General features: G+C 70.1%; 21 protein-coding genes. 15 read left to right on the top strand and 6 right to left on the bottom strand.

The window, feature by feature from the left end; all coding sequences use genetic code 11:
- Positions 1-8 precede the first annotated feature (8 nt).
- From HC028_RS28475 to HC028_RS14895, 8 genes are all read left to right on the top strand, one after another.
- Positions 9-884, top strand: coding sequence for an FAD binding domain-containing protein (locus tag HC028_RS28475; RefSeq protein WP_168077669.1), 876 nt, complete (start codon positions 9-11; stop codon positions 882-884).
- Positions 881-1,558: an SRPBCC family protein gene (locus HC028_RS14865; RefSeq protein WP_168077671.1), complete on the top strand. Its 678-nt coding sequence runs from the start codon at positions 881-883 to the stop codon at positions 1,556-1,558. The genes HC028_RS28475 and HC028_RS14865 overlap by 4 nt, the downstream gene beginning before the upstream one ends.
- Positions 1,555-2,172 (top strand): hypothetical protein, encoded by a 618-nt coding sequence (locus HC028_RS14870; protein WP_168077673.1) that lies wholly within the window; start codon positions 1,555-1,557, stop codon positions 2,170-2,172. The genes HC028_RS14865 and HC028_RS14870 overlap by 4 nt, the downstream gene beginning before the upstream one ends.
- A complete protein-coding gene (locus HC028_RS14875; protein ID WP_168077675.1) occupies positions 2,169-2,945 on the top strand; it encodes a maleate cis-trans isomerase family protein in 777 nt (258 codons plus the stop codon). Before HC028_RS14870 ends, HC028_RS14875 begins: the two co-directional genes overlap by 4 nt.
- Positions 2,942-3,766: an alpha/beta fold hydrolase gene (locus HC028_RS14880; RefSeq protein ID WP_168077677.1), complete on the top strand. Its 825-nt coding sequence runs from the start codon at positions 2,942-2,944 to the stop codon at positions 3,764-3,766. Before HC028_RS14875 ends, HC028_RS14880 begins: the two co-directional genes overlap by 4 nt.
- A 23-nt stretch (positions 3,767-3,789) precedes the next feature.
- Positions 3,790-4,827, top strand: coding sequence for a 2,5-dihydroxypyridine 5,6-dioxygenase NicX family protein (locus HC028_RS14885; protein WP_168077679.1), 1,038 nt, complete (start codon positions 3,790-3,792; stop codon positions 4,825-4,827).
- A 30-nt stretch (positions 4,828-4,857) separates the two neighbouring features.
- A complete protein-coding gene (locus HC028_RS14890) occupies positions 4,858-5,334 on the top strand; it encodes a (2Fe-2S)-binding protein (protein ID WP_168077680.1) in 477 nt (158 codons plus the stop codon).
- Between the two features lie 82 nt (positions 5,335-5,416).
- The gene (locus HC028_RS14895) at positions 5,417-7,807 is read left to right on the top strand and encodes a xanthine dehydrogenase family protein molybdopterin-binding subunit (protein WP_203981286.1); all 2,391 of its coding nucleotides are present in this window, start codon (positions 5,417-5,419) and stop codon (positions 7,805-7,807) included.
- Positions 7,808-7,811: 4 nt separating this feature from the next.
- On the opposite strand, the gene HC028_RS14900 is transcribed toward HC028_RS14895, so the two are convergent.
- Positions 7,812-8,705, bottom strand: a complete 894-nt coding sequence (locus HC028_RS14900; RefSeq protein WP_168077681.1) for a glycosyltransferase — start codon at positions 8,703-8,705, stop codon at positions 7,812-7,814.
- Positions 8,702-9,682: a glycosyltransferase gene (locus HC028_RS14905; protein ID WP_203981287.1), complete on the bottom strand. Its 981-nt coding sequence runs from the start codon at positions 9,680-9,682 to the stop codon at positions 8,702-8,704. Before HC028_RS14905 ends, HC028_RS14900 begins: the two co-directional genes overlap by 4 nt.
- Positions 9,683-9,966: 284 nt before the next feature.
- On the opposite strand from HC028_RS14905, the gene HC028_RS14910 reads away from it, so the two are divergent.
- The 6 genes from HC028_RS14910 (at position 9,967) to HC028_RS14935 (ending at position 16,476) form a co-directional block, all read left to right on the top strand.
- Positions 9,967-11,448 carry a sugar transferase gene (locus tag HC028_RS14910; RefSeq protein ID WP_168077682.1) on the top strand — a complete coding sequence of 494 codons (1,482 nt, stop codon included), beginning with the start codon at positions 9,967-9,969 and terminating at the stop codon, positions 11,446-11,448.
- Between the two features lie 79 nt (positions 11,449-11,527).
- Entirely contained in the window at positions 11,528-12,592 is a 1,065-nt protein-coding gene (locus HC028_RS14915; protein WP_168077683.1) for a Gfo/Idh/MocA family protein, read from the top strand.
- Entirely contained in the window at positions 12,589-13,557 is a 969-nt protein-coding gene (locus tag HC028_RS14920; RefSeq protein ID WP_203981288.1) for an NAD-dependent epimerase/dehydratase family protein, read from the top strand. The genes HC028_RS14915 and HC028_RS14920 overlap by 4 nt, the downstream gene beginning before the upstream one ends.
- Complete coding sequence (locus tag HC028_RS14925; protein ID WP_168077684.1) at positions 13,554-14,690, top strand: DegT/DnrJ/EryC1/StrS family aminotransferase; 1,137 nt, start codon at positions 13,554-13,556, stop codon at positions 14,688-14,690. Before HC028_RS14920 ends, HC028_RS14925 begins: the two co-directional genes overlap by 4 nt.
- Positions 14,687-15,370: a NeuD/PglB/VioB family sugar acetyltransferase gene (locus tag HC028_RS14930; protein ID WP_168077685.1), complete on the top strand. Its 684-nt coding sequence runs from the start codon at positions 14,687-14,689 to the stop codon at positions 15,368-15,370. The genes HC028_RS14925 and HC028_RS14930 overlap by 4 nt, the downstream gene beginning before the upstream one ends.
- Entirely contained in the window at positions 15,367-16,476 is a 1,110-nt protein-coding gene (locus HC028_RS14935) for a DegT/DnrJ/EryC1/StrS family aminotransferase (protein WP_168077686.1), read from the top strand. The genes HC028_RS14930 and HC028_RS14935 overlap by 4 nt, the downstream gene beginning before the upstream one ends.
- 73 nt (positions 16,477-16,549) lie before the next feature.
- On the opposite strand, the gene wecB is transcribed toward HC028_RS14935, so the two are convergent.
- Genes wecB through HC028_RS14955 form a run of 4 tightly spaced genes read right to left on the bottom strand, consistent with a single transcriptional unit; the run spans position 16,550 to position 20,931 of the window.
- Complete coding sequence (gene wecB, locus HC028_RS14940) at positions 16,550-17,692, bottom strand: non-hydrolyzing UDP-N-acetylglucosamine 2-epimerase (protein ID WP_168077687.1); 1,143 nt, start codon at positions 17,690-17,692, stop codon at positions 16,550-16,552.
- Entirely contained in the window at positions 17,676-18,935 is a 1,260-nt protein-coding gene (locus tag HC028_RS14945; RefSeq protein ID WP_168077695.1) for a nucleotide sugar dehydrogenase, read from the bottom strand. Before HC028_RS14945 ends, wecB begins: the two co-directional genes overlap by 17 nt.
- Complete coding sequence (locus tag HC028_RS14950) at positions 18,935-19,849, bottom strand: WecB/TagA/CpsF family glycosyltransferase (RefSeq protein ID WP_203981289.1); 915 nt, start codon at positions 19,847-19,849, stop codon at positions 18,935-18,937. Before HC028_RS14950 ends, HC028_RS14945 begins: the two co-directional genes overlap by 1 nt.
- Positions 19,846-20,931 carry a hypothetical protein gene (locus HC028_RS14955; protein ID WP_203981290.1) on the bottom strand — a complete coding sequence of 362 codons (1,086 nt, stop codon included), beginning with the start codon at positions 20,929-20,931 and terminating at the stop codon, positions 19,846-19,848. The genes HC028_RS14950 and HC028_RS14955 overlap by 4 nt, the downstream gene beginning before the upstream one ends.
- Positions 20,932-21,588: 657 nt before the next feature.
- On the opposite strand from HC028_RS14955, the gene HC028_RS14960 reads away from it, so the two are divergent.
- Entirely contained in the window at positions 21,589-25,266 is a 3,678-nt protein-coding gene (locus HC028_RS14960; RefSeq protein ID WP_168077713.1) for a DUF4082 domain-containing protein, read from the top strand.
- The last annotated feature ends 182 nt before the right edge of the window (positions 25,267-25,448 follow it).

Below are 25,448 nucleotides of genomic sequence, written 5' to 3' on the forward strand. Positions count from 1 at the left end.
GCTGCGTCGTGAAGGCCGCTTACTTCTCCTACCACCGGCCGGCGTCCGTCGAGGAGGCCGTGACCTACCTCGACGAGTACGGCGGCGGCGCCCGGGTGATCGCGGGCGGCCAGAGCCTCGTGCCGATGATGAACATGCGGCTCTGGCGCCCGCTCGCCCTGGTCGACATCAACGGCATCGACGAGCTCACGCACATCCGGGCCGACGGCAGCGCCACCGCGCTCGGCGCGCTGGTGCGCTACTCGACGATCGAGCGGGACCCGGTCGTCGCCGAGCGGCTGCCGGTACTGGCCCACATCGTCCGGTACATCGGCGACCGGCAGGTCCGCAACCGCGGCACCATCGGCGGCAGCCTGGTGCAGGCCGACCCCACCGGGGAGATGCCGCTGGCGTGCCTCGTGCTCGGGGCCATGGTACGGGTGGTCGGGCCGGAGGGCGTACGGGAGATCCCGCTGTCGGAGCTGTACGAGGGCTCCTACGCCGCCGCCCTGGAGCCCGAGGAGCTGCTGACCGAGATCGTCTTCCCGGCCTCGCCGCAGCACTTCGCGTTCACCGAGGTCACCCGCAGGCACAACGACTTCGCCGTGGTCAGCGTCCTCGCCACCGGGAACCGGGGCGCCGACGGGCGCTGGCGCGACGTGCGGATCGGGCTCGGCGGCGTCGCCGATACGCCGGTGCTCGCATCAGCCGCCGGTGCGGCGCTGGCGGGCACCGACCTGGCCGACGACGCCATCCGCGCCGCCGCGGAGTTGGCCGTCGACGTCATCGACCCGCCGTCGGACATCCGGGCCTCGGCGGAGTACCGCCGCCACCTCGTTCCCGTACACGTTCGCCGGGTGCTCACGCAGCTGCGTGACGCCCCGCTGCAAGGAGAAACTGCATGAAGCTTCGCGAGGAGTTCCAGGTCGCCAAGCCGGTCGGCGACGTGTGGAGCTTTTTCGAGCAGCCCGAGCGGGTCGCGGCGTGCCTGCCCGGCGTCGAGAACGTGACGGTGGTCGACCCCGACAACGTCAACGTGCGGGCCACCCAGAGCCTCGGCCCGATGAAGGCCACGTTCGACGCCAAGATCAAGATCAATGAGCGGGTACCCGGTGAACTGATCGCCTTCACCGCGACCGGCCGCACCGTGAAGGGCGCGCTCGGCAACGTGCGCGCCGGGGTCAGCGTCCAGCTTGCCCCGGTCAACGGCAGCGCCACCGGGGTCGTCGTCGAGGGCGACGTCGTCCTCGCCGGCGCGCTCGGCAGCGTCGGGCAGAAGGTCGTCTCGAAGCAGGCCGGCAAGGTGACCGCTGAGTTCGCCCGCAACCTGGACATCATGCTCAACGGCGGCCGGCTCGACGACGTGGCGGCGAAGGACGCAGCGGCGAAACCGCGGCAGCGCGCCGCCGTGGTGACGGAGCCGATCCCGGCGGCCGTGCCGTCAGTGGCGCCGCAGCCGGTCGCGCAGTACGTGCCGGCGCCGGCCGACCCATGGTCGCGCGCCGCCGCCGCGCTGAGCCTCGTCTCGGCGCTGGTCAGCATCGCCGTCCTGATCGTCGTCCTGGGAGGTGCCCGGTGAGCGGGATCGTGCTGCCGGTCGCGCCCGAGGTGGCGCTCGACACCGACCTGGAGCGGGCCGCCGCGGCGTGGATCCGCCCGTACGACCAGGCCTGGCACCTGATGCGGGCGCGGGACTGGCTGGTGCACATCGCGCCGGACGCGAGCCTGGAGATGCGGCTCGCGGCGATGGTCCACGACATCGAGCGGATGTTCCCCGGCAGCCCCAAGATGAACATGGCCACGCAAGCCTGGGACGACCCGTACTACCTGTTCGCCCACTCGCTGCGCTCGGCCGAGTCCGTCAGCGTCTGGCTCACCGGGCAAGGCGAGGCCGCCGCCGGCGTCGACGAGTACGAGGTCCGCCGGCTCGTCGCGCTGCACGAGCTCGGCGGCCTGCGCGGCGCCGATGAGGTACAGGCCGGCGACTCACTGTCCTTTTTGGAGACGCTCGCCGAGCTGACCCGGAACTGGGTGCGCAGCGGCGTGTGCAGCAAGACGAAGGGCGCCGAGAAGCTGCAGTACATGGCCGACCGGATCCGGATCCCGGCTGCCATGAAGCCGGCCGCCGAGCTCCTGGAGGCGGCCTTGGAAGGGCTCGACCAGATTAAAGAAGAGGAAGTGACTCGCTCATGACCACTGGCGCCCCCTACCGGGTCGGGCTCATCGTCCCCAGCTCCAACACGACGATGGAGACCGAGATCCCCGAGCTGCTGCGCCGCCACGGCGAGCAGTACCGCACGTCGTTCACCTTCCACAGCAGCCGAGCGCGACTGCACACCGTGGACGCCGAGTCCCTGGCGAAGATGGTCGCCGACAGCGACCGGTGCGCCGACGAGCTGGGCGACGCTGAGGTCGACGTCGTCGGGTACGCCTGCCTGGTCGCCGTGATGGCGCAGGGCAACGGCGCGCACGTCGGGATCGAGGAGCGGCTGCAGTCGGTCCTGACGGCCAGCCGGTCGGCCAACGCCCCGATGACCAGCAGCGCCGGCGCGCTCGTCCGCACCCTGAACGCGCTCGGCCTGCGCCGGGTCGCCGTGGTCGCGCCGTACATGCCGGCCCTGACCGAGCTCGTGGTCGGTTACATCGAGGACGGCGGAGTCAGCGTCGCCGACAGCGTGAGCCTGTCGGTGTCCGACAACTGCGCGGTGGGCCGCCTCGACCCGACCGGCCTGCCCGAGCACGTCAAGCGGCTCGACACCAGCGGCGTGGACGGCATCGTGCTGTCGGCCTGCGTACAGATGCCGTCGCTGCCGGCGGTGCAGCGGGTCGAGGACGCCCTCGGCCTGCCGGTCGTCACCGCCGCGACCGCGACCACCCGGGAGATCCTGCTCGCGCTCGGCCTGGAGCCGGTGGTCCGGGACGCGGGCGCGGCCCTGTCGGCCACAGTTCCCGCGGTGGCCTCATGACCGTCGAGACCACCGGGCGCAGCGTCCAGGTCGAGGCCAACGGTCTGCGCCACCACGTCCTGCAGTACGGCGCGGAGGGGCAGCCGGACCTGCTGATCCTGCCGGGCATCACCAGCCCCGCCGTGACCGCGGACTTCTTCGCCACGCTGCTGGCGGACCTGGGCTACCGGGTCCACGTGCCCGACATCCGCGGGCGGGGGCGAAGCGACCGGGCCGCTGCGGGCCAGTACCGGTTGACCGACTACGCCGCCGACGTCGCCGGCCTGGTCACCGAGCTCGGCCTGCGGCGCCCGGTCATCCTCGGGCACTCGATGGGCGCCCGGATCGCGATCGCCTACGCCGTCCTGCACGCGCCCAAGGACCACGGTCTGCTGATCCTGGTCGACCCGCCGGTCTGCGGCCCCGGCCGGGGCACGTACCCGACCACCCGCGAAGCGTTCCTCGCCCAGCTGCACGAGGCCTACCGCGGCACCACCGCCGAGGAGGTCCGCCGCTTCTACCCGAAGTGGCCCGAGCGTGAGCTGCGCCTGCGCGCCGAGGTGCTCGCCACCTGCGACGAGACCGCGATCCTGGAGACGCACGCCGGCTTCGAGTCCGAGGACATCTTCGGGTACTGGCGCATTCTCACCCAGCCGGCGGTGCTCCTGCGGGGCGGCGACAGTCCCGTGGTACCCGCCGCGGCAGCCGACGACCTGGCTGCTGCGAACCCGGGCGTCGAGATCGTGACGGTTCCCGACGCCGGTCACATGGTGCCGTGGGACAACCTGCCCGGCTTCCTCGACGCCGTACGCCCCTATCTGTCATCAGCCGTCACCCGTTAGTCGTCTGGCTTAAGGAGGCCACAGTGGACCAGAGCATCCTCAACGACATGTGCCGGCGCCAACTCGAGTTGAGCGGCGTGCACGAAGGCGAGACCGTGGTCGTGTTGTCCCAGGGCAACGAGCGCATGGACTACGCCGACGCGTTCCTGTTCGGAGCGCGCAGCCTCGGCGCGAAGACCTACCACATGCGGCTGCAGGAGCCGCGCCCCTCGTCGGGCGCCTGGGCGGTCGGCGTCTCCGAGCTCGCGGGCAACACCGAGGCGGTCGAGGCGCTCAAGAAGGCCGACATGGTCGTCGACCTGATCTTCCTGCTGTTCAGCGACGAGCAGTTCGCGGTGCAGGCCGCCGGTACCCGCATCCTGACCGCCGTCGAGCCGGCCCCGCTGCTGGCCAAGCTCTTCCCGACCAAGGAGCTGCGGGAGCGGGTCGAGTTCGGCGCCGACCTGCTGGCCAAGGCGAAATCGATGCGGATCACCAGCCCGCACGGCACCGACGTCACGTACTCCCTCGGCGTGTACCCGACGATGAGCGAGTACGGCTACACCGACCAGCCCGGCCGTTGGGACCACTGGCCGGCCGCGTTCGTGTTCACCGGCGGCGCCGACGACGGCGTGGACGGCCAGATCGTCCTCGCCCCCGGCGACGTGCTGCTGCCGTTCAACACGTACGTGCAGACCCCGGTGACCCTGACCATCGAGAAGGGCTTCATCACCGACATCCGGGGCGAGCTCGACGCCGACCTGCTCACGTCGTACATCCAGTCGTTCAACGACCCGCGCGGGTACGGCATGTCGCACGTCGGCTGGGGCCTGGACGAGCGTGCCCAGTGGCACGGCCTTACCCAGTTCCCCGGCGGTATGGGCATGGAGCTGCGGTCCTTCTTCGGCAACGTCATGTTCTCCATCGGCCCCAACAACGAACTGGGCGGCCCCAACAACACCCCGTGCCACTTCGACATCCCGATGCGTGGCTGCAGCCTCTTCCTCGACGACGAGCCCGTCGTCGTGGACGGCGACGTCGTCATCAAGGAGATGTGGCCGACGGCGCGCCGCAAGGGCTGAGCCTGTTTCGTACGAACTGGAGGGATTGCGATGGCGGACGAGGTCGCTGTCACGGTCACGATCAACGGCGAGACCGTGACCGACCGGGTACCGGCCCGGATGCACGCCGCGGACTTCCTGCGGCACCGGCTGGGGCTCACCGGCACCCATGTCGGCTGCGAACAGGGCGTGTGCGGCATGTGCACCGTGCTCGTCAACGGTGAGGCGGTGAAGTCGTGCCTGATGTTCGCCGCGCAGCTGGACGGCTGCGCGGTGGAGACCGTCGAGTCCCTCGCAACGGGTGACCAGCTCAATCCGTTGCAGCAGGCGTTCAAGGACGAGCACGGCCTGCAGTGCGGGTTCTGTACGCCGGGCTTCCTGATGACCGCCACCGCGTTGGCGCGGCGCGGACAGCGGCTCTGCGCCGCGGAGATCCGCGAGGAGATCGCCGGCGTGCTGTGCCGCTGCACCGGTTACGACGGCATCGTCAAGGCGATCGCCCGACATTTGGACGAGACCGCGGTGTGACGCTGGGGCGGTGCGCCGACACCGCCCCAGCGAGTCCTGGTCGTGCACAGCATGTCGCGCACAGCATTGAGATGAGGAACGGGTGACGGAGACACTGGAGCGCAGGCCCACCGTGGGCGAGGAGCGCGGCGGGCAGGAGCGGACCTCGTTGATCGGTACGAGCGCCGCGCGCAAGGAGGACGACCGGCTGCTGCGCGGCGACGGCCGGTTCACCGACGACGTGGACCCGTTGCACGTCCTGGAGATGGCGGTCGGGCGGTCCCCGTACCCGCACGCCCGGATCGTCAGCATCGACGTCAGCGCGGCCCTGGAGTTCGAGGGCGTGCGCCAGATCCTGGTCGGCGCCGACGTCCGGCGGATGTCGGCGCCGCTGACCGTGCTCCGGCCGGTGCCCGGCGCGCCGAAGCTGCCGTACTACGCGCTCGCGCAGGACGTGGTGCGCTACGAGGGCGAGCCGGTCGTCAGCGTCGTCGCGACCAGCCGGGCCATCGCCGAGGACGCGCTGGAACTCATCGACATCGAGTACGAGCCGATCCCGCACGTCTCCGACGTCATCGACGCGCAGGACCCGGAAGCTCCCCAGATCCACCCCGACCTCGTCGAGGGCAACCTCATGGTGGTCAACCCGGAGGGCACCGGGGACCCCGAGGCGCGCATCCGCTCCGCCGACGTGGTCGTCTCCGGCCGCTTCCGCATCAACCGGGTCACCGGCCTGCCGATGGAGACCCGGGCCATCGTCGCCGAGTGGCGGCCGGGCGCGCGGGAGCTCACCGTGCACAGCTCGACCCAGGTGCCGCACCTGGTACGTAAGCAGCTCGCCGAGGTGCTCGGCCTGGCCGAGAGCGACATCCGCGCCGTCGCCTCCGACCTCGGCGGCGCGTACGGTCTCAAGCTTGGCATCTACCCCGAAGACGTCCTCGCCTGCCTGCACGCCATGGCGCTGCGGCGGCCGGTGAAGTGGGTCGAGGACCGCATGGAGTTCTTCCGGGCCACCACGCACGCCCGCGAGGCGACCCACGACTACCGGATCGCGGCCCGCTCGGACGGGCGGATCGTCGCGATCACCAACACGTACGCCACCGACATGGGTGGCTGGAACTCCGGCTTCGGCTCCGCGCAGCTGTCCAGCGTGGTCTTCACCGGCCCGTACAAGGTCTCCGACGGCTACGTCGAGCGGCGCGTCGTGCTCACCAACAAGACACCGATCGGCGCGTACCGCGGGTACGGCCAGCCCGAGGTCAACTTCGCCTGCGAGCGGCTGATCGACCAGCTTGCCCGCAAGCTCGGCCTCGACCCCCTGGACGTGCGCGCCGCGAACATGCTCCGGCCGGAGGATCTGCCGTGGCGCAACCCGGCCGGCGCCGTCTACGACAGCGGGGACTACGAGCGCTGCCTGCGGATGGCGGCGGAGGCCATCGGGTACGACGCGCACCGCGCCGCCGGCCGTGGCCCCCGCGCCGACGGCCGCTATGTCGGCATCGGGCTGTCGTCGTTCGTCGAGCGCACCGGCTACGCCAGCGCCCGCTTCCTGGCCAACCGCGGCTCCCAGTACGGCGCGCACGAGAGCGTCACGCTGCGCGCCAACCGGTCCGGCGGCATCGACCTGTACACCGGGGTCTCGACCATGGGCCAGAGCAGCGAGACCGCCTTCGCCCAGATCGTGGCCGACGTCTTCGGCTGTGACTACGACGCGGTGAAGGTCCACGCTGGCGACACCGCCGCCTCGCCGCTCAACACCGGGGCGTTCGCATCGCGGACGCTGATCGCCGCGTCCGGCGCGCTCAAGGAGGCGAGCGAGAAGCTGCGGGACAAGACCTTGCGGCTCGCCGCGTACTGCCTGGAGGCTCCTGCTGAGGACGTGGAGATCGCCGGGGCCGTGGTGCGGCGCCGTGACACCGGTGCTTCGGTCACCTTGGCCGAGGTCTTCTCCCGGGCGATCACCGGTCAGGGCATCCCGCCGGAGGAGGAGCCCGGCCTGGAGTCCACGTCGCACTTCGAGCCGACCGACGCGGCCTACTCGTTCGGCACCGCCGCGGCGCTGGTCTCGGTCGACCCGGAGACCGGCGACTTCGACGTCGAGCGCTTCGTCATGGTGCACGACTGCGGGGTCGCGGTGAACCCGAAGATCGTCGAGGGCCAGGTACGGGGCGCGCTGGTGCAGGGACTCGGCGCCGCGCTCGGCGAGGAGCTCCGCTACGACGCCGAGACCGGCCAGCTCGTCAACGGGACGATGATGGACTACTTCGCCCCGGCCGCCCCGGACGTCCCGCCGATCGAACTGCTGCACACCGAGGTGCCGTCACCCGTGACGACGTTCGGCGTACGCGGGGTCGGCGAGGTGGGCACGATCCCGCCGGCCGCCGCGATCGCCAACGGCATCTGCGATGCCCTCGCCGACTTCGGCGTGGAGCTTCACACGATGCCGCTGACCCCGGAGGTCGTCTGGCGGGCGCTGCAGGAGGCTAGCCGCTGACCGGTCAGAACGAGTTGCGCAGTGCCGACGGGCGTACCAGCGCGACGGTCGCCCGCCTGCTGCGCGGGTGGCCGAGCACGGCCCGTGACACCTCCCGCGCCAGGACGATGAGCCAATACAGCGCGGTGACGGCGCTGGAGTGGCGCTGCCGGTACAGCTTGACGCGGTTGACCGCCAGCAGAGCCCACAGCCGCGGCGACACCTTCGACTCGCCTTCCAGGTGGGTGGCCCGCGCCTGCGGGGTGAGCCGGGTCAGGAAGCCGCGGTCGCGGGCTCGCAGGGCGAACTCGGTCTCCTCGGAGTACAGGAAGAACGACTCGTCCCAGGGGCCGCAGGCGTCCAGGCAGGGGGTCGACACGAGCATGACGGCGCCGGTGGCCCAGTCCGCGGTGGTCGGCCGCTCGTAGGCCGCCTCGTCCAGCACGGTCTCGCCGAGGCGTGGATGCCGGCCGGCGCGCCGGCCCAGGGCCGCTTCGCCGAGCGCGCGGAGCAGGGTCGGCTCCCGCCGCAGCGACCAGGCCAGGCTGCCGTCGCCCAGGTACAGCCGCGGCACGGCGATGCCCACGCCGTCGCGCAGGCTCGCGTACAGGGCTTCCACGCAGCCCGGTTCGAGCCGGATGTCGGGGTTGAGGATCAGCGCGGCGTCGTACGGGTCAGCGGCGGCGAGACCGGCGTTGATGGCGGCCGCGTACCCGGCGTTCCGGCCGGTTTGCACAATCGTGCAACCGATGGCGGACCGTTCGGCGATCGCGACCGTGTCGTCGGCCGAGGCGTTGTCGGCGACGATCACCTGCCGGTCGAGGCGGCCCAGCCCGGCGTCGAGGGACGCGAGCAGGCCCGGCAGCACGGCCGCGCTGTTCCAGGTGACGATGACGACGGCGATCCGTGGACTGTTCACCGGCTCTCCTTCGTGGCGACCGCCCGGCTGCTGTCGTCGCGCAGCCAGGTCGTGTAGTCCCGCGACCGGATGGGCCGGCGCGCCTTCCAGCGAGCCACCGCGGTGACCCCGAGGAAGACGGCCAGGCGGGGCGCCATCGCGGGCTCGGCGCGCAGGATGCGCAGGAGGTCGGCTCGGGTCGTGCGCGCTCCGCCGATGCCGTCCATCGTGTTTTCCAACTGCGCGATGCCGGTGAGCGCCCGGACCCGTCGGCGCATCAGGTCGGTGGCCGTACGTGGCGGGTGCACCACCACCCGGGCCTGCCTGACGATCCGGCGCTCGTGCGGTCCGAACGCCACCGACGCCGCGAGGTCGTCGTTCATCACCTGCGGCAGCGCGGCGAGCCGTCGGTGGCCGGCCTCGCTCACGCCGATCACCCCGCGGCCGTAGAGCCCGTTCCGCACGCCGGGGAGCCGCTGCCAGATGTCGTAGTACCAGCGCACAGTGAGCGGCCGACTATCCATTGTGAGCACTCGCGCCGGTGCCGCCGCCAGAACGCCGGGCTCGCCGGGCTCGCCGAGCGCGTCGGCGAGCGCGCGCACGTCCCGTGTTCGCAACTCAACGTCAGCGTCCACGTACAGGCGCGGGAAACCTCGTGCGTGTTGATCACCTAACTGAAGGGCATTGGATTTCGCCGCAATCGCGGTTGAAACCACCAAAACCCGCCCCCCGAAGGACGCAGCTATCTCGGCTGTCTCATCCGAACAGCCATTCGCTACGACAACTACGTGTAATTCGTCGGAGCGGGCATCGGCCAAAAGCCCGGTCAGCAGTCGACCAATGACCGAGGCTTCATTGTGGGCGGGAATTACGACGCTAATCACGGACCAAGTATCGAGCCGGGGGTGGATATGTCCACTGGGGTTTACCGAATCTTTTGGGGCGAGCGGAAGAATTCGGACTAATTCGCGCGTGAAATTGTCCAATCGGCTTGACACGGAGAGTCAACAAACGCCCTGCGCTGAGTAGAGATCAAGTTACGAGCACGCCGCTGACCTGATAATATTTGTGGTATTCGATTGGCGTCTCGGGGTGGCCGTTTTCCTGACCCTGCTGACTGTCCGGTCGAAAGTTCGACACTCACCTAGGCGCTGCGCACACTCCGCCGGTAGCTTCCGTTTCAGTCTTGGTGCGGATGCACGTTTGGCGGCATGCATCGTTTACGGGGACTCGTTCGTTCGCATTCGGTCTGTTAGGGGAGGCAGATCCGTGATGAGTGCTGGTGAAAACTGACGTGGTCGTCCTCGAAGCGGTGACCGGCGCGACCGACGCCAATGTGACGGCCGGCAGTCGCAGGCCACGCATAGGAGATCGTGGCCGGTTCAATTTGGTCATTGTCGACATTCTGGCCGCCTCCATGGCGGCGATCGTGATCTATGCGGTGCGGCAGGAAGGCATCGCGATCGCCCGAAACTCGTCGATCATCCGCAACGTGCTGACCGTCGCGATGCCGCTGGTGTGGGTGGTCGCGCTGGCCCTGCACCGGGCGTACGACCGGTGGTCGGTCCACAGCGTGGCGAAGATGTGGCGCCTGGTCGTCCAGGCCGCCCTCACGCTGATCGGAGCAATGTCCGCGGTCTGCCTCGCGCTGCGCTACACCACCCTGCTGGACCTCATTCTCGTCGGGATTCCGCTCATGGCGGCGCTGACCGTCCTGATGCGACTGGCGGCCGCTTGGTGGCTGCGCCGCCGCGACGCCGACACCTATCTGCGGCGGACTCTGGTCGTCGGTCACGCCGCGCAGCTCGACGGACTGCTGGCGACGTTGAGCCGAGGCCGTGACCACAATGTGCGAGTCGTGGCGGCGTGCGTCGCTGACCGGGCAGGCGAACACCAGGCCGTGGCGCTGACCGTGCCGGTCCTCGGAGACCTCAACGGGATCTGCTCCACCGCCCTCGCCGCCGGCTGCGACTGCGTGATCGTCGCGCCCTGTCCCGAGCTGGATGCCCCGCGGCTGCGCCAGATCGGCTGGGCACTCCACGACGCCGGTGTCGAACTGCTCGTCGCCCCGGCGCTGTCGGACGTGGCCAAAGAGCGAATCGCGGTCCGTCCCGCGGGTGAGCTGCCGCTGTTGCACGTGCGTGCACCCGTGTTCAACGGTCCCCAACGTGTCTTGAAAGGACTGTTGGACCGGGTTGGAGCTTTCGCACTCCTCCTGTGCCTGTGGCCGGCGATGCTCGTGATCGCGGTACTCATCCGGGCCACCAGCAACGGTGCGGCGCTTTTCCGGCAGCGGCGGGTCGGGCGGGACGGCAGGGAGTTCACCCTTTACAAGTTCCGCACGATGAGCGTGGACGCGGAGACCCGCCTCGGCGGACTCCTTTCTCGCAACGAGCGAGCCGACGGCCTGCTGTTCAAGATGCGCGCCGACCCGCGGATCACGCGGGTCGGGAGATTCCTGCGCAAGTACTCGCTGGACGAGCTGCCCCAGCTCATCAACGTCCTGACCGGGGACATGTCGTTGGTCGGGCCGCGCCCGCCGCTCCCGCACGAAGTGGCCCGCTACGACGACACGGTGTGGCGGCGGATGCGGGTCAAGCCGGGGCTCACCGGGCTGTGGCAGGTCAGCGGCAGATCCGAGCTGTCCTGGGCCGACTCGGTGCGCCTCGACCTCAGCTATGTCGACAACTGGTCCCCGGCGTTGGACGCCCGGATCCTGCTGCGCACCGTCAGCGCCGTCCTCAAGGGGACCGGGGCGTACTGAGCCGTAGTCAGAACAGTCGTAGTCAGAACAGTCGTAGTCAGAACAGTCGTAGCCAAACCACGATCCGAAACGAGGAGCTGTGACGTATTCGCTCGCCGGCGATCAGCCCGACCCGATCGGGGTCGCTGTCATCGGGGCCGGTTACTGGGGGCCCAACCTGGTGCGCAATTTCCAGGCCACGCCGTCGTTCCGGGTCCGCTGGTTGTGCGACCTCGACCTGGACCGTGCCCGCAGGGTTCTCGGGGGGTACTCGACGATCACCGCCACCGACGACTACTCCGCGATCCTGGACGACGACGAGGTGCAGGCGGTCGCGATCGCGACCCCGGCCGGTACCCATCTGGACGTCGCCATGGCGGCGCTGCGGGCCGGCAAGCACGTCCTCGTCGAGAAGCCCCTCGCGGCGACGTTCGACGACGGCCGGCGCCTGGTGGAGGAGGCGGACCGGCGCGGGCTGGTGCTCATGTGCGACCACACGTACTGCTACACCCCCGCGGTCGCCCGGATCCGGGAGATCGTGCGCTCCGGCGAGCTGGGGGAGCTGCACTACGTCGACTCCGTACGCATCAACCTCGGCCTGGTGCAGCGCGACATCGACGTGATGTGGGACCTGGCGCCGCACGACCTATCCATTCTGGACTTCGTGCTGCCCGACGACGTGACGGCGGTGGCGGTCGCGGCGCACGGCGCGGACCCGATCGGCGCCGGCCGCTCCTGCGTGGCCTACCTGACCATCGAGCTCAGCACCGGCGCGATCGCGCACATCCACGTCAACTGGCTATCGCCGACGAAGGTGCGCACCACCATGGTCGGCGGCTCCAAGCGCACCCTCGTCTGGGACGACCTCAACCCCACCCAGCGCGTCTCGATCTTCGACCGCGGGGTGGACCTGACCATGCCCGAGGAGTTGGGCGACGACGAGCGGCGGGAAGCGCTCATCTCGTACCGGTCGGGCGACATGGTCGCGCCGGCGCTGGGGGAGCGGGAGGCGCTGCGCGCGATGGTCGACGAGTACGCCAGCGCGATCCGCGGTCGCCGGGCGCCGCTGACCGACGGCCGGTCCGGCCTGCGGGTCCTCGGCATGCTCGAGGCCGCCTCGCGCAGCCTCGCCAACCGTGGCGAGATCGTGGAGGTGGCGCGGTGATCCGGGGCAAGCGCGCGCTGGTGACCGGCGGAGCCGGCACCATCGGCTCCCACGTCGTGGACCAGCTGGTGCGGCACGGCGCCGCCGAAGTTGTGGTGCTGGACAACTTCGTTCGGGGCCGGCGGGCGAACCTCGCCTGGGCTCATGCGCACGGCAACGTGCGGGTCGTCGACGGCGACATCTGCGACGTGGCGACCGTACGCGAGGTGACCGCAGGTGCCGACCTGGTGTTCCACCTGGCGGCGCTGCGGATCACGCAGTGCGCCGAACAGCCGAGGCTCGCCAACGAGGTGCTCGTCGACGGCACGTTCAACGTGTTGGAGGCGGCCGTCGAGGCCGGCGTGCGCAAGGTGGTGGCTTCCTCGTCGGCGTCGGTCTACGGGCTGGCCGAGGAGTTCCCCACGACCGAGCGGCACCACCCGTACAACAACGACACGTTCTACGGGGCGGCGAAGGCGTTTAACGAGGGCATGCTGCGCAGCTTCCACGCGATGTACGGGCTGGACTACGTGGCCCTGCGCTACTTCAACGTGTACGGGCCCCGGATGGACGTCCACGGCGTCTACACCGAGGTGCTGATCCGCTGGATGGAGCGCATCGCGTCGGGCACGCCGCCGCTGATCCTCGGCGACGGCACCCAGACGATGGACTTCGTGCACGTCGCTGACATCGCACGCGCGAACATCCTGGCGGCCGAGGCCGACGTCACCGACGAGGTGTTCAATGTCGCCAGCGGTACGGAGACCAGTCTGAACGAACTGGCGGTGGCGCTGCTCGAGGTGATGGGCTCGAGCCTTCGGCCGGAGCACGGGCCGGCGCGGGCCGTGAACGGCGTCACCCGGCGGCTGGCCGACACCGGCGCCGCGGCGTCGCGACTGGGCTTCAAGACCGAGATCGACCTGCACGAAGGCCTGCGCGGCCTGGTGGAGTGGTGGCGGTCGGAGAAGCAGGAGGCGACCCGATGACGGCCGTGGCCGGACGCAGTATTCCGGTCATCGTGCCGGCGCTCGGCGAGGAGGAGGCCCAGGCGGCGGCGGCCGCGGTCCGCTCCGGCTGGGTCGCGCAGGGGCCGCGGGTCGCGGAGTTCGAACGCGCCTTCGCGGCGGACGCGGGGGCCGGGCACGGAGTGGCGGTCACTTCCTGTACAACAGCGCTCCACCTGGCGCTCGTCGTCCTCGGCGTCGGGCCCGGCGACGAGGTGGTCGTACCCTCGCTGTCGTTCATCGCCACCGCCAACGCCGTGCGGTACGTGGGAGCGACGCCGGTCTTCGCCGACGTCGACCTGCTGAGCGGCAACCTGACGCCGGAGACGATCGACGTGGTCCGCACCCGGCGCACGAAGGCGGTCATCGCCGTGCACCAGGGCGGAGTGCCCGCGGACGTGGACGCGCTACGCGCGGTGTGCGCCGGGTGGGGCATGGCGCTCGTCGAGGATGCGGCCTGCGCGGCCGGATCGACGGTACGCGGCCGGCCCGCGTCGGCCGGCGCGCTGCTGGCCGCCTGGTCGTTCCATCCCCGGAAGGTCATCACGACCGGCGAGGGCGGCATGGTCACCACCGACGACCCGGACTTCGCCACCCGGCTGCGCCGGCTGCGCGAGCACGGGATGAGCGTGTCAGCCGCCGAACGGCACGCCAGCGCCCAGCCGGTACTGGAGAGCTACCTGGAGACCGGCTTCAACTACCGGATGACGGACATCCAGGCCGCCGTCGGCCTCGTGCAGCTGCGCAAGCTGGCTGCGTTGGTGGCCCGGCGTCGCGAACTCGCGGCCAACTACCACCGGCTGCTCGCCGATCTGCCGGGCGTGCATCCGGTCCGGGACCCGTCCTACGGCACGAGCAACTTCCAGTCGTTCTGGGTTCTGCTGGAGCGTGCCAATCGCGACGAAGCCCTCGCCGCGCTCGCCTCGGCGAGGATCTCGGCGCGCCGCGGCATCATGGCCGCGCATCTGGAGCCGGCGTACCGCGGCGTCGCGTCGACACGCCTGCCGAACACCGAACGGCTCACCCGGGACTCGCTGATCCTGCCGCTGTACCACGACATGACCGACAGCGAACAGGAGTACGTGGTCGACGTGCTCCGGGCGGCGTGCGCATGAGGGATCTCGTCATCGTGGGGGCCGGTGGGTTCGCCCGGGAGACCGCCGCGGCGGTCGCGGCGATCAACGAGGTCACCCCGACCTGGCGGCTGCGCGGGTTCCTCGACGACAACGAGGCGCTGCACGGCCGATGCCCGTACCTGGACGTGCCCGTACTGGACTGCGTGGAGGCAGCGGGTGAGATGCAGGCCGAGGTGGTCGTCTGCGTCGGCAACCCGCACGACTACGCCGCCCGGATGCGCATCGTGCGACGGCTCGCGCTGCCGCCCGACCGGTACGCGACCATCGTCCACCCGTCCGCCCACGTGCCGGCCGGCTGCGTCGTCGGTCACGGCTCGGTGCTGCTGGCGCAGGTCGTCCTCACCGCGCAGGTGCGCGTCGGGGCGCACGTGTCGGTCATGCCGCAGGTGGTGCTGACCCACAACGACGTCGTCGAGGAGTACGCGACGGTCGCGTCGGGGGTGCGGCTGGGCGGGGCGGTCCGGGTCGCGCGCGGCGCGTACCTCGGCGCCGGCGCCCTCGTCCGCGAGAGCGTGACGATCGGGGCGTGGTCGCAGATCGGCCTCGGCACCGTCGTCCTGCGGGACGTACCGGCCGGGCAGGTGTGGGCGGGCAACCCGGCCCGGTACCTGCGCCCGGCGACATCTTCCGATCTACCACTGGGGAGCAACAACCGATGACCACAATTCCGCTCGTCGACCTCAAGGCCGCACATGCCGAGGTCGCCGAGGAGGTCGAGACCGGCTTCAAGCGCGTCATCGCCGACACCGCGTTCGTCGGGGGAGCGGAGGTCGCCGCGTTCGAGGAAGAGTACGCGGCGTTCACCGGCGTGCCGCACTGCGTCGGGGTCGCCAACGGCACCGACGCGCTCGAACTGGCGCTGCGGGCGGCCGGGGTGGGCCCCGGCAGTGAGGTCATCCTGCCGGCCAACACGTTCATCGCGACGGCGGAGGCGGTGGCCCGCGCCGGTGCTCGCCCAGTGCTCGTCGACTGCGATCCGGATACCTACCTCATCGACACCGACGCCGCGCTCGCGGCGATGACGCCCACCACGTCGGCCATCGTCCCGGTGCACCTGTACGGCCAACTCGCTCCGGTGGAGCTGCTGGTGGCGGGGGTCGACGGCGCCAGCGTGCGCATCGTCGAGGACGCGGCCCAGTGCCAGGGCGCCACCAGGTACGGCGTGCAGGCGGGATCGCACGGTATCGCCGCGACCAGCTTCTACCCGGGTAAGAACCTCGGTGCGTATGGGGACGCCGGCGCGGTCGTGACGGTCGACCGGGAGGTGGCCGCCGCGGTGCGGATGCTCGCCAACCACGGCGGTGTGCGCAAGTACGAGCACGAGGTGGTCGGGTTCAACAGCCGTCTCGACGGATTGCAGGCGGCGGTGCTGCGGACCAAGCTCGCCCGGCTCGCGGCGTGGAACTCCGCGCGCCGGGTGGCCGCGGCGCGCTATGACGACCTGCTGGCCGGACTGGATGTCGTGCGCCCGGTGACGCTGGCCGGCAACGAGCACGTGTGGCATCTGTACGTGATCCGGGTGCCGGGCGGCCGCCGGGACGAGGTGCTCGCCCGCTTGAACGCGGAGGGCATCGGGGCGGGCATCCACTACCCGGTGCCGGTGCACCTGACGCAGGCCTTCGCGTACCTGCGCTACGGGCGCGGGTCCTTCCCGCACGCCGAAGCCACGGCGGGGGAGATCCTGTCGTTGCCGCTGCACCCTCACATCACCGCCGACCAGCAGGAGCGCGTGGTCGAGGCGCTGGCGAGCGCACTGGCGGCGTAGACGGGGCCGGGCCGGCGGCGCGTCGCGCCGCCGGCCCGGCGTCAGTGCAACCGATTCGGGTGCAACCGATTCGCTAGTGCAACCGATTCGCCGGAGCCAGATCGGTTGGCCGGGCCGCTCCCTGCGTCCGCAGCCGGTCGAGCAGCACGTCCGCGATGCGCGCACCCGCCTTGCCGTCCCACAGAGCGGGGCGACGCTTGGCGGGTGGGTCACGCAGCACCGTGGTGGCCGCGGCGACGATCCGGGCCGGGTCCCGGCCCACCACCTGGTTGGTGCCCTCGTCGACGGTGACGGGCCGCTCGGTGTTGTCCCGCAGCGTCAGGCACGGCGTACCGAGGGCGGTGGTCTCCTCCTGTACGCCCCCGGAGTCGGTGAGGACCAGCCGCGCCGACGCCTGCAGCGCGAGGAAGTCGAGATATCCGGCCGGCGGTACGAGCCGGAGCCCGGCCGGCACGCCGGCGCTCTCCAGCCGGGAGGCCGTGCGCGGATGCACCGGCAGGATGAGCGGTATCCGGGTGGCCACCTGGCGCAGCGCGTCGAGCAGGGCCGCGAGCGTGTCAGGGGAGTCGACGTTGGCCGGCCGGTGCAGGGTGACGAGACCGAACCCGCCGGCGGTGACGCCGTACCGGTCCAGTGCGTCCGAGCTCAGGGCGCGGTCCAGGTTGGCGTACAAGGTGTCGATCATGACGTTGCCGACGAGGTGGATCTGGTCGTCGCGGTACCCCTCCGCCGTGAGGTTGGTGACCGCGTCCGACGACGGCGCGAAGAGCAGGTCGCTGACACGGTCCGTCACGACCCGGTTGATCTCCTCCGGCATCGACCAGTCGCGGCTGCGCAGTCCCGCCTCGACGTGCGCGACCACACACCCGGCCTTCGCGCCGACGAGGGCGCAGGCGAGCGTCGAGTTGACGTCGCCGACGACCACCACGGCGTGCGGCGCCACCGTCTCGACCAGCGGCTCGAAGGCGGTCATCACCCGCGCGGTCTGGACGGCGTGACTGCCCGAGCCGGCGCCCAGGCGGTGATCCGGCTGGCGCAGGCCCAGGTCGCGGAAGAAGACGTCGTTCATCGACTCGTCGTAGTGCTGGCCGGTGTGTACCAGCACGGTCCGCGCGCCGCGCTCCTCCAGGCCGTCGAGGACCGGCTTGATCTTCATGTAGTTGGGCCGGGCACCGGCCACGCAGATGACCGTGGGCAGGTCAGATGATGTCGACATTGGCTCCCCCCAGCCGGCGGCGGGTGTCCAGGACGTACGTGGCGTTCGTGCGCACCAGCTCGTAGTCGAACTCGTCGTGGTCGGACAGCAGCACGACGGCGTCCGCCGCGGCGACCTCGTCCGCGCTGAGGGCGACCCGGCGTACCCGCTCGTCCAACCCGTGGATCTCCTCGACCACGTGCGGATCGACCGCGCTCACCTCGGCGCCGAGCTGGACGAGGAGCTGCGCGACGCGAACCGCCGGAGACTCCCGGGCGTCGCCGGTGTTCTTCTTGTACGCCAGCCCGAGGAGGAGGATCTTCGATCCATTGACCGCGCGGCGCTTCTGGTTGAGCGCGTCGGTCAACCGCCGGACCACGTAGTCGGGCATGTGGTTGTTGATGTCGTTGGCCAGCTCCACGAAGCGGAAGCTCTGTCCCAGCGCCCGCTGCACCCGCCACGACAGGTACGAGGGGTCGATCGGCAGGCAGTGGCCGCCGACTCCCGGGCCGGGGGTGAACCGCATGAAGCCGAAGGGCTTGCTGCCGGCCGCGTCGATCGCCTGCCAGACGTCGATGTCGAGGTCGTGTGCGAGCATCGCGACCTCGTTGACAAGGGCGATGTTGACGTGCCGGAACGTGTTCTCGATCAGCTTCGCCAGCTCCGCCTCCTTCGGCGAGGTGACCGGCACGGTGGTCTCCACGATCCCGTCGTAGAACTCCTTGACGACCTTCAGGGACACCTCGTCGACGCCCGAGACGATCTTCGGCGTCGTCTCGAAGGTCCAGGTCTGGTTGCCAGGGTCGATCCGTTCGGGGCTGAAACCGAGGTGGAAGTCGCTGCCGACGGTCAGCCCCGAGCCCTCCTCGAGGATCGGGCCGAACAGCTCCTCCGTGGTGCCCGGGTAGGTGGTCGACTCGAGGACCACGGTCGAGCCGGGAGTGAGGTAGCGGGCTAGCGTGCGCGCGGCCTCCTCGATGTACGACACGTCCGGTACGCCGTCGCGCAGCGGGGTGGGCACGGTGACGATCGCGATGTCGAAGCCGGCGCAGTGCTTGGCGACCGCGGATGGCCGGTAGTGCCCGGAGTCGAGCGCCACCCGGAGCCGCGCAGCCGGTATGTCCTCTACATAGGACTCGCCAGCGGCGAGGCGCTCCACCCGGCGGGTGTCGACGTCGTACCCGATCACCTGATGGCCGACCTCGGCGGCGCGCACCGCGAGCGGCAGTCCGACGTACCCCTGGCCGACGACGACGACGCGCATCAGCGTTCCCCCTGCTTCGAGATGATCGTTTCCTTCGGTCGCACCAGCTCCCGCGCGACGAGCGCGACGAATGCGGCGTTGGTGGTGAGATAGCGACCGCCGAGCCGCCGCGGCTCCTGCAGTGCCCGGTAGAGCCACTCCATGCCCAGTCGCTGCCACGCCCGGGGCGCCCGCTTCACCACGCCGGCCAAGACGTCGAACGAGCCGCCGACGCCGTGCACCACGGCGGCGCCGGTGCGCTCGCCGTACTCGGCCACGAAGTTCTCCTTCTTCGGCGAGGTCATGCCGAGGAAGAGCAGGTGGGCGCCGCTACCGGCGATCGCATCGGCGATGGCCGGCGCATCGGCGTCGGCGAAGTACCCGTCGTGGCTGCCGGCGACGATCAGGGCGGGGAACCGCTCGCGGACCCGCTCGATCATGGTGGCGAGTACGGCCGGCCTGGCGCCCAGGAAGTAAACCGACAGCCGGCGCTGCTCGGCTTCCCCCAGCAGCCGGATGAACAGGTCGATGCCGGTGACCCGTTCGGGAAGCCGGGTACGCAGGACTCGGCTGGCCCACACCACCGACTGGCCGTCGGCCACCACGAGATCGCAGCCGGTGACGGCTGCGTGCAGTTGGGGGTCGCGGCGCATCTTCACGACCTTGGCGGCGTTGACGACGCCGATCTCCAGCTGGTCACCGGAGTCCACCGCCGCGACGCAGCGCTGCACGGTCTCGTCGAGAGTCAGCGCGTCTATCCCGATGCCGAACAGCGTGCGGCGCCGATCGGGCAGCTCGTCGTCGAGGGGGCGCCGCGGGCGGGGCAGGTTGAGCTGCGGCTGGTCGTCGAGCGGGCGCCGCGGGCGGGGCAGGGCGAACTCGGGCTTGGCGTCCATCGCGTCCATCGCGTCCATCGCGTCCATCGCGCCGCTCACCCGGCCGACCCGGGCGTGTCGGACGGAAGGCCGAGTCCGCCGAGCCAGGTGAACAGCAGCCAGCCGAACTCATACGGGCGGCACTCGCGGTCGACGGCGGCCGGCCGGAAGATCCGTTCGAGCGGGCGGACCCGGGCGCCGGGCACCGCTCTGGTGGTCAGCCCGTGTGCGGCCCGGACCAGCTTGCGCGGATCGCCCCGGTAGACCTTTCGCCACGTCAGCCCGGCATCGTCGAGGATCATCGACGGGCCGTCGTCACCCAGCTCCACCGGTCCGGTCATCCACTCCAGACCTCGGACGATCTCGGGCAGGCGATCGGACCCACCGGCCTCGGCCAGGTCGAGCAGTGCCATCGGCGCCATCGCGTGCTGGTGCACGCTGTACACCGGGTAGCCCTCCACGAGGGCCCCGGTACGCGCGTCGTGGTGCCACCACCACTGGCCGCCCTCACCCTGCAGTTCGCAGATGCGCCCCGCGCACTCCTCGGCGGCGGCCAGCGCCGCCGCGTCGTCACCGGAGTGGTGCAGCCGGGCCAGCGCCTGGATCGGATAGACCTGATCGGCGAAGCAGGCGACGTGTGTGCGGTACCACGGCAACAGGCCGGTGCCCGTCGCGTGCGGGAACAGGGGGCTGCCACGGTGGCGGCTGGTCAGCAAGGTGTCCCGGAAACGCTTGAGGATGTCCTCGACGTCCGCCTGGGACCGGCCCGCTGCCAGCGCCGCCACCACCCAGGCCGCCTCGACGACGTACCGGGGACCGGGGTTCTCGTCGAGCGCGCGCAGCCGGGCCAGGGCCTGGGGCAGCAGCGGGTGGCGGCCCTGCGCGGCCGCCCAGCAGATCAGGGCGGCGTCGCCGAGGTTGGTGACGCCAGGTAGCCGCCCGATCAGCATTGCGGTGAAATCAGCGGCGTTCCGTCCTGAAAGGACCTGTCGCTGTGTTGCGTTGTCCAACCACTGTGCACCGAGGGCGACGATGGCTGCGTAACGAATGCTGACCCCGCGCAGCTCGGTGATCGTGCCGTCGCGGTCCGTGCTGGCCGCCGCGCGGGTGAAGGCGAATTCGTCGGTTTCCGGACGGTACATCGTCGGCAGGCCACGTACTGCTACGTCGAGAAGGCGCGAGACGAGTTCACCAGAGACCGGATCAGTTGCCGTAAGTCGTGCGCGTCGGGGCGCCGTCATCGGTTGAAATCCTTACGCCGAAGGGGTGTCTGCCTGCTGCGTTCGCTACGCGGCGACGGCACCTACCGTGGATTCTGGACATTCATCGCTACCTCAGGTGCGCGTCCGTTGGGAAATTTACCGGTGATGCACCGGTGCTGCGGTCAACAATCCGGCACACTCCGCAGCGGTCGGGTGAGGCGTCGATGAACGAATGGCGGAGCAAGGGCGCCGTCAATGCCTCCGTACTGTCGCAAGTAGACGTGACAGGCCATGATCAATCGCGATATGACCGGATTTGCCATTTGTGACGCTACGAAACAATGACGCTACGGTGTCGGGAAGCTGAGTTCCCAATTGTGGAAAGCGCGGACATCGCGTATTTGTTCTCAGCTGACCTGTGTCCCATATGGATTTTGCCTAAACGGCTAGGGCGTACCGTCCGCTCAGTGGTCTGAATCCAATTCGGAGGCGGGTTGGTAACGTCCGCGGCACTGGTAGGTTTCGCGCTGGGTCGATCCGGACCCTGGCTGCTCTCGCGAGAGAGTTGGATGGCTCTCAGTAGGGAGGATGGCGGCGATGAATGTGGTGCGCGCGGCAAATCGCGGGTGGTGCATCCGGCGCCGGGCCGGTCGCGCCGTCGCCGCCCTGACCGCCGCCGTCGCGATGGCGGCCGCCGGGCTCGTCGCCGGCGCTGCGCCCGCCTCGGCGGCCACCTGCTCGCCGAACCTCGTCGTCTGTGAGAACAGTCAGCCCGGGACGCCGGCCAGCGAGTGGGACATCAGCGGCGCGGGGGACGAGACGCTGCAGGGATTCGCCGCTGACATGAGCGTCAACGTCGGCGGCTCGATCAGCTTCAAGATCCAGGCGCAGCAGGCGTACACCATCGACATCTACCGCCTCGGCTGGTACGGCGGGAACGGCGCCCGAAAGATCACGCGGTTGCCCGGCACGTTCCCGGCGCAGAACCAGACCACGGAGTGCGTGACCGACAACGCGACGCAGATCTTCGACTGCGGCACCTGGGCGGTGTCCGCCACCTGGGCGGTGCCGGCGACCGCGGTGTCCGGCGTGTATCTCGCCGTGCTGACCCGTACGGACAACGGCAACGCCAGCCACATCCCGTTCGTGGTCCGTGACGACGCCAGCACCTCCCAGGTCGTCTTCAAGACCTCGGACGCCACCTGGCAGGCGTACAACACCTACGGCGGCGCCAACTTCTACTCGGGCCCCAACGGCAGGGCAACCAAGCTCAGCTACAACCGGCCGTTCGCCACCCGCGACCTGTTCGACGGCCGCGACTACCTGTTCAGCAACGAGTACCCGATGATCCGCTTCCTCGAGCGCAACGGGTACGACGTCAGCTACATCACCGACGTGGACGCCGACCGGCGCGGTGACCAGATCCGAAACCACAACGTGTTCCTCTCCGTCGGCCATGACGAGTACTGGTCCGGGCCCCAGCGCGCCGCGGTCGAGGCCGCCCGGGACGCCGGCACCAGCCTGGCTTTCTTCAGCGGCAACGAGGTGTACTGGAAGACCCGCTGGGAGAACAGCCAGGACGGCCACAACACCGACCACCGGACCCTGGTCTGCTACAAGGAGACCTGGGCGAACGCCAAGTCGGACCCGTCGCCGGAGTGGACCGGCACCTACCGGGACCCGCGCTTCAGTCCGCCGTCCAACGGTGGCCGGCCGGAGAACGCGCTGACCGGCGTCATGTTCATGAGCAACAGCGACGACCTGGCCCTGCAGGTGCCGGCAGCCGAGGGTAAGTACCGGTTCTGGCGTAACACCGGCGTCGCCAACCTGGCGGCCGGCCAGACGGCCACGCTCGCACCGCACACGATCGGCTACGAGTCCGACGAGGACGTGGACAACGGGTTCCGGCCCGCCGGCCTGATCCGCCTGTCCACCACCACCGGTGATACCCCTGAGTACCTGCGTGACTTCGGCAGCGAGGTGACGCCGGGCACCACTACCCACCACCTCACCCTCTACCGGGCGCCGAGTGGGGCGCTCGTCTTCGGTGCGGGCACCATCCAGTGGGCGTGGGGGTTGGACGACAACCACGACAGCGGGTACGACCCGATCGCGCCGGCCGACCCCGCCATGCAACAGGCCACCATCAACCTGCTCGCCGACATGGGTGTTCAGCCGGCCACCCGGATGAGCGGGACGGTGGCCGCCACGAAGTCCACCGACACTGCCGGGCCGACCGTGACCATCACCTCGCCCGCGGCCGGCGCCTCGTTCGCCAACGGGACGAAGGTGACCGTGCAGGGTACCGCGACCGACAGCGGCGGCCGCGTCGCCGGCATCGAGGTCTCCACCGACGGGGGCGCCACCTGGCACCCCGCTACCGGCACCGAATCGTGGTCGTACAGCTACTACGCCACGGGCGACGGCTCCTCGACGGTCAACGCCCGCGCGACCGACGACAGCGCCAACGTCGGCGCGACGGCTAGCCGGCAGGTCGCCCTGACCGGATCGACCTCGCTGTTCGGCGACCGGGTCCCGGCCAACCCCGCCGCCAACGACGCGAGCGCCGTCGAACTGGGCGTGAAGGTGGTCCCCCAGACCGACGGGTTCATCAAGGGTGTGCGGTTCTACAAGGACGCCGGCAACACGGGCACGCACAACGGCAGCCTGTGGTCGGTGGACGGCGACCTGCTCGCCACCGGCACGTTCACCGGCGAGACGGCCACCGGCTGGCAGACCTTGATCTTCTCGCCGCCGGTACCGGTCATCGCCGGCACCGCGTATCTCGCGTCCTACACCGCGCCCAACGGCCACTACGCGGCCGACCCGTGGTTCTTCAGCTACGCCGGCCATGTGGCCGCCCCGCTGAGCGCGCCGCGCAACCACGAGGCTGGTGGCAACGGCGTCTTCGGCAACCCGGGCCAGTTCCCGTCGCGTACGTTCCAGGCTGCCAACTACTACGTCGACGTGCTGTTCGACTCGGCCACGTCGAGTCCGCCGCAGGTCAGCACGGTGACTCCGACGCCGGGTGCGTTGTACGTACTGGTATCGACCCGCCCGACGGTGACGTTCAACAAGCCGGTCGACGGGTCGACGATCCAGTTCACCCTGTCCGATGCCGGGAACGCGTCGGTCGGCGGCTCGGTGTCCTACGACAGCAGCACCCGGACGGCCACCTTCACTCCGTCCTCGGCGCTGGCGGCCGGGCGGGCCTTCACCGCCACCGTTCAGGCCACAGACACGTACGGCAACCCGATGAAGGCGCCGAAGACGTGGACGTTCACCACCGACCCGGGCAACACGACCATCAACCGGCTGTTCGAGGTGGACGCGGTGCCGGCGGTCGCGGCTGTCAACGACTCGGACGCCGTGTCGCTCGGCGTGAAGTTCACTCCCAGCGCAGACGGCTCGGTGATCGGCATCCGGTACTACAAGGGCGCCGGTAACGGTGGCATCCACACCGGAAGCCTCTGGTCGTCGACCGGCACCCGGCTGGCGACCGCGACGTTCAGCGACGAATCGAGCACCGGCTGGCAGACGGTGTACTTCGCGCAGGCGGTCTCGGTGACCGGCGGGACCCAGTACGTCGCGTCGTATTACGCGCCGCGCGGGCACTACGCCGCGAGCGGCGGCTTCTTCGCCAGCACCTGGACCAACGGCCCGCTCGTCGCAGCCTCCGGCGCCAACGGCGTGTACCAGTACGGGTCGGACACCTTCCCCACCAGTTCGTTCGGAAGCTCCAACTACTGGGTGGATCCGCTGTTCATCACCGCACCAGCCGCGCCGCAGCCGGAGGTGCCGGAGGGTTCGGTGACGGTGTTTCCGAGCACGGCGACGCCTGTCAACGCGAACTGGAACGACCCGGCCGCCATCGAGGTCGGGGCGAAGTTCACCACTGACGTGGCCGGCGTGGTCAACGGTGTGCGCTTCTACAAGGGCGCGGCCAACGGCGGTACGCACACCGGCTCGCTGTGGTCGTCGACGGGTACGTTGCTCGCGACCGGGACGTTCGTCGGGGAGACGCAATCCGGATGGCAGACGATGTTGTTCTCGTCGCCGGTCACCGTCACGCCCGGCGCGACGTACGTGGTGTCGTACTCCAGTGTCGCCGGGCGCTACGCGGTGGACCTGAACGGGCTGTCCGCCGGCGCGAACAACGCGCCCTTGCACATCCCGCCCGGCGGCGGGCTCTACAAGTACGGGTCCGGATTTCCGGCGGCGACCACCAACCACAACTTCTGGGTCGACGCGGTGTTCACCCCCAACGCGTCCTAATTGGGAGGTGTGCGTCAAGTCCGACGAAACCGGATGGTAGTAATCAAATCGAAATGAGCCAATTGACCGATGGCTGGGTTCACCGCTCGGAGCTACCGTCGCCGGTGAAACCTGGGGGAGGTTGTCGGTCGAGCGCGTCCGGAATCGCGCAATATGCCGGTGCTTCCGAAGCATGCAACCGG

Source organism: Planosporangium flavigriseum, from assembly GCF_011947225.1.
GTDB lineage: Bacteria > Actinomycetota > Actinomycetes > Mycobacteriales > Micromonosporaceae > Planosporangium > Planosporangium flavigriseum.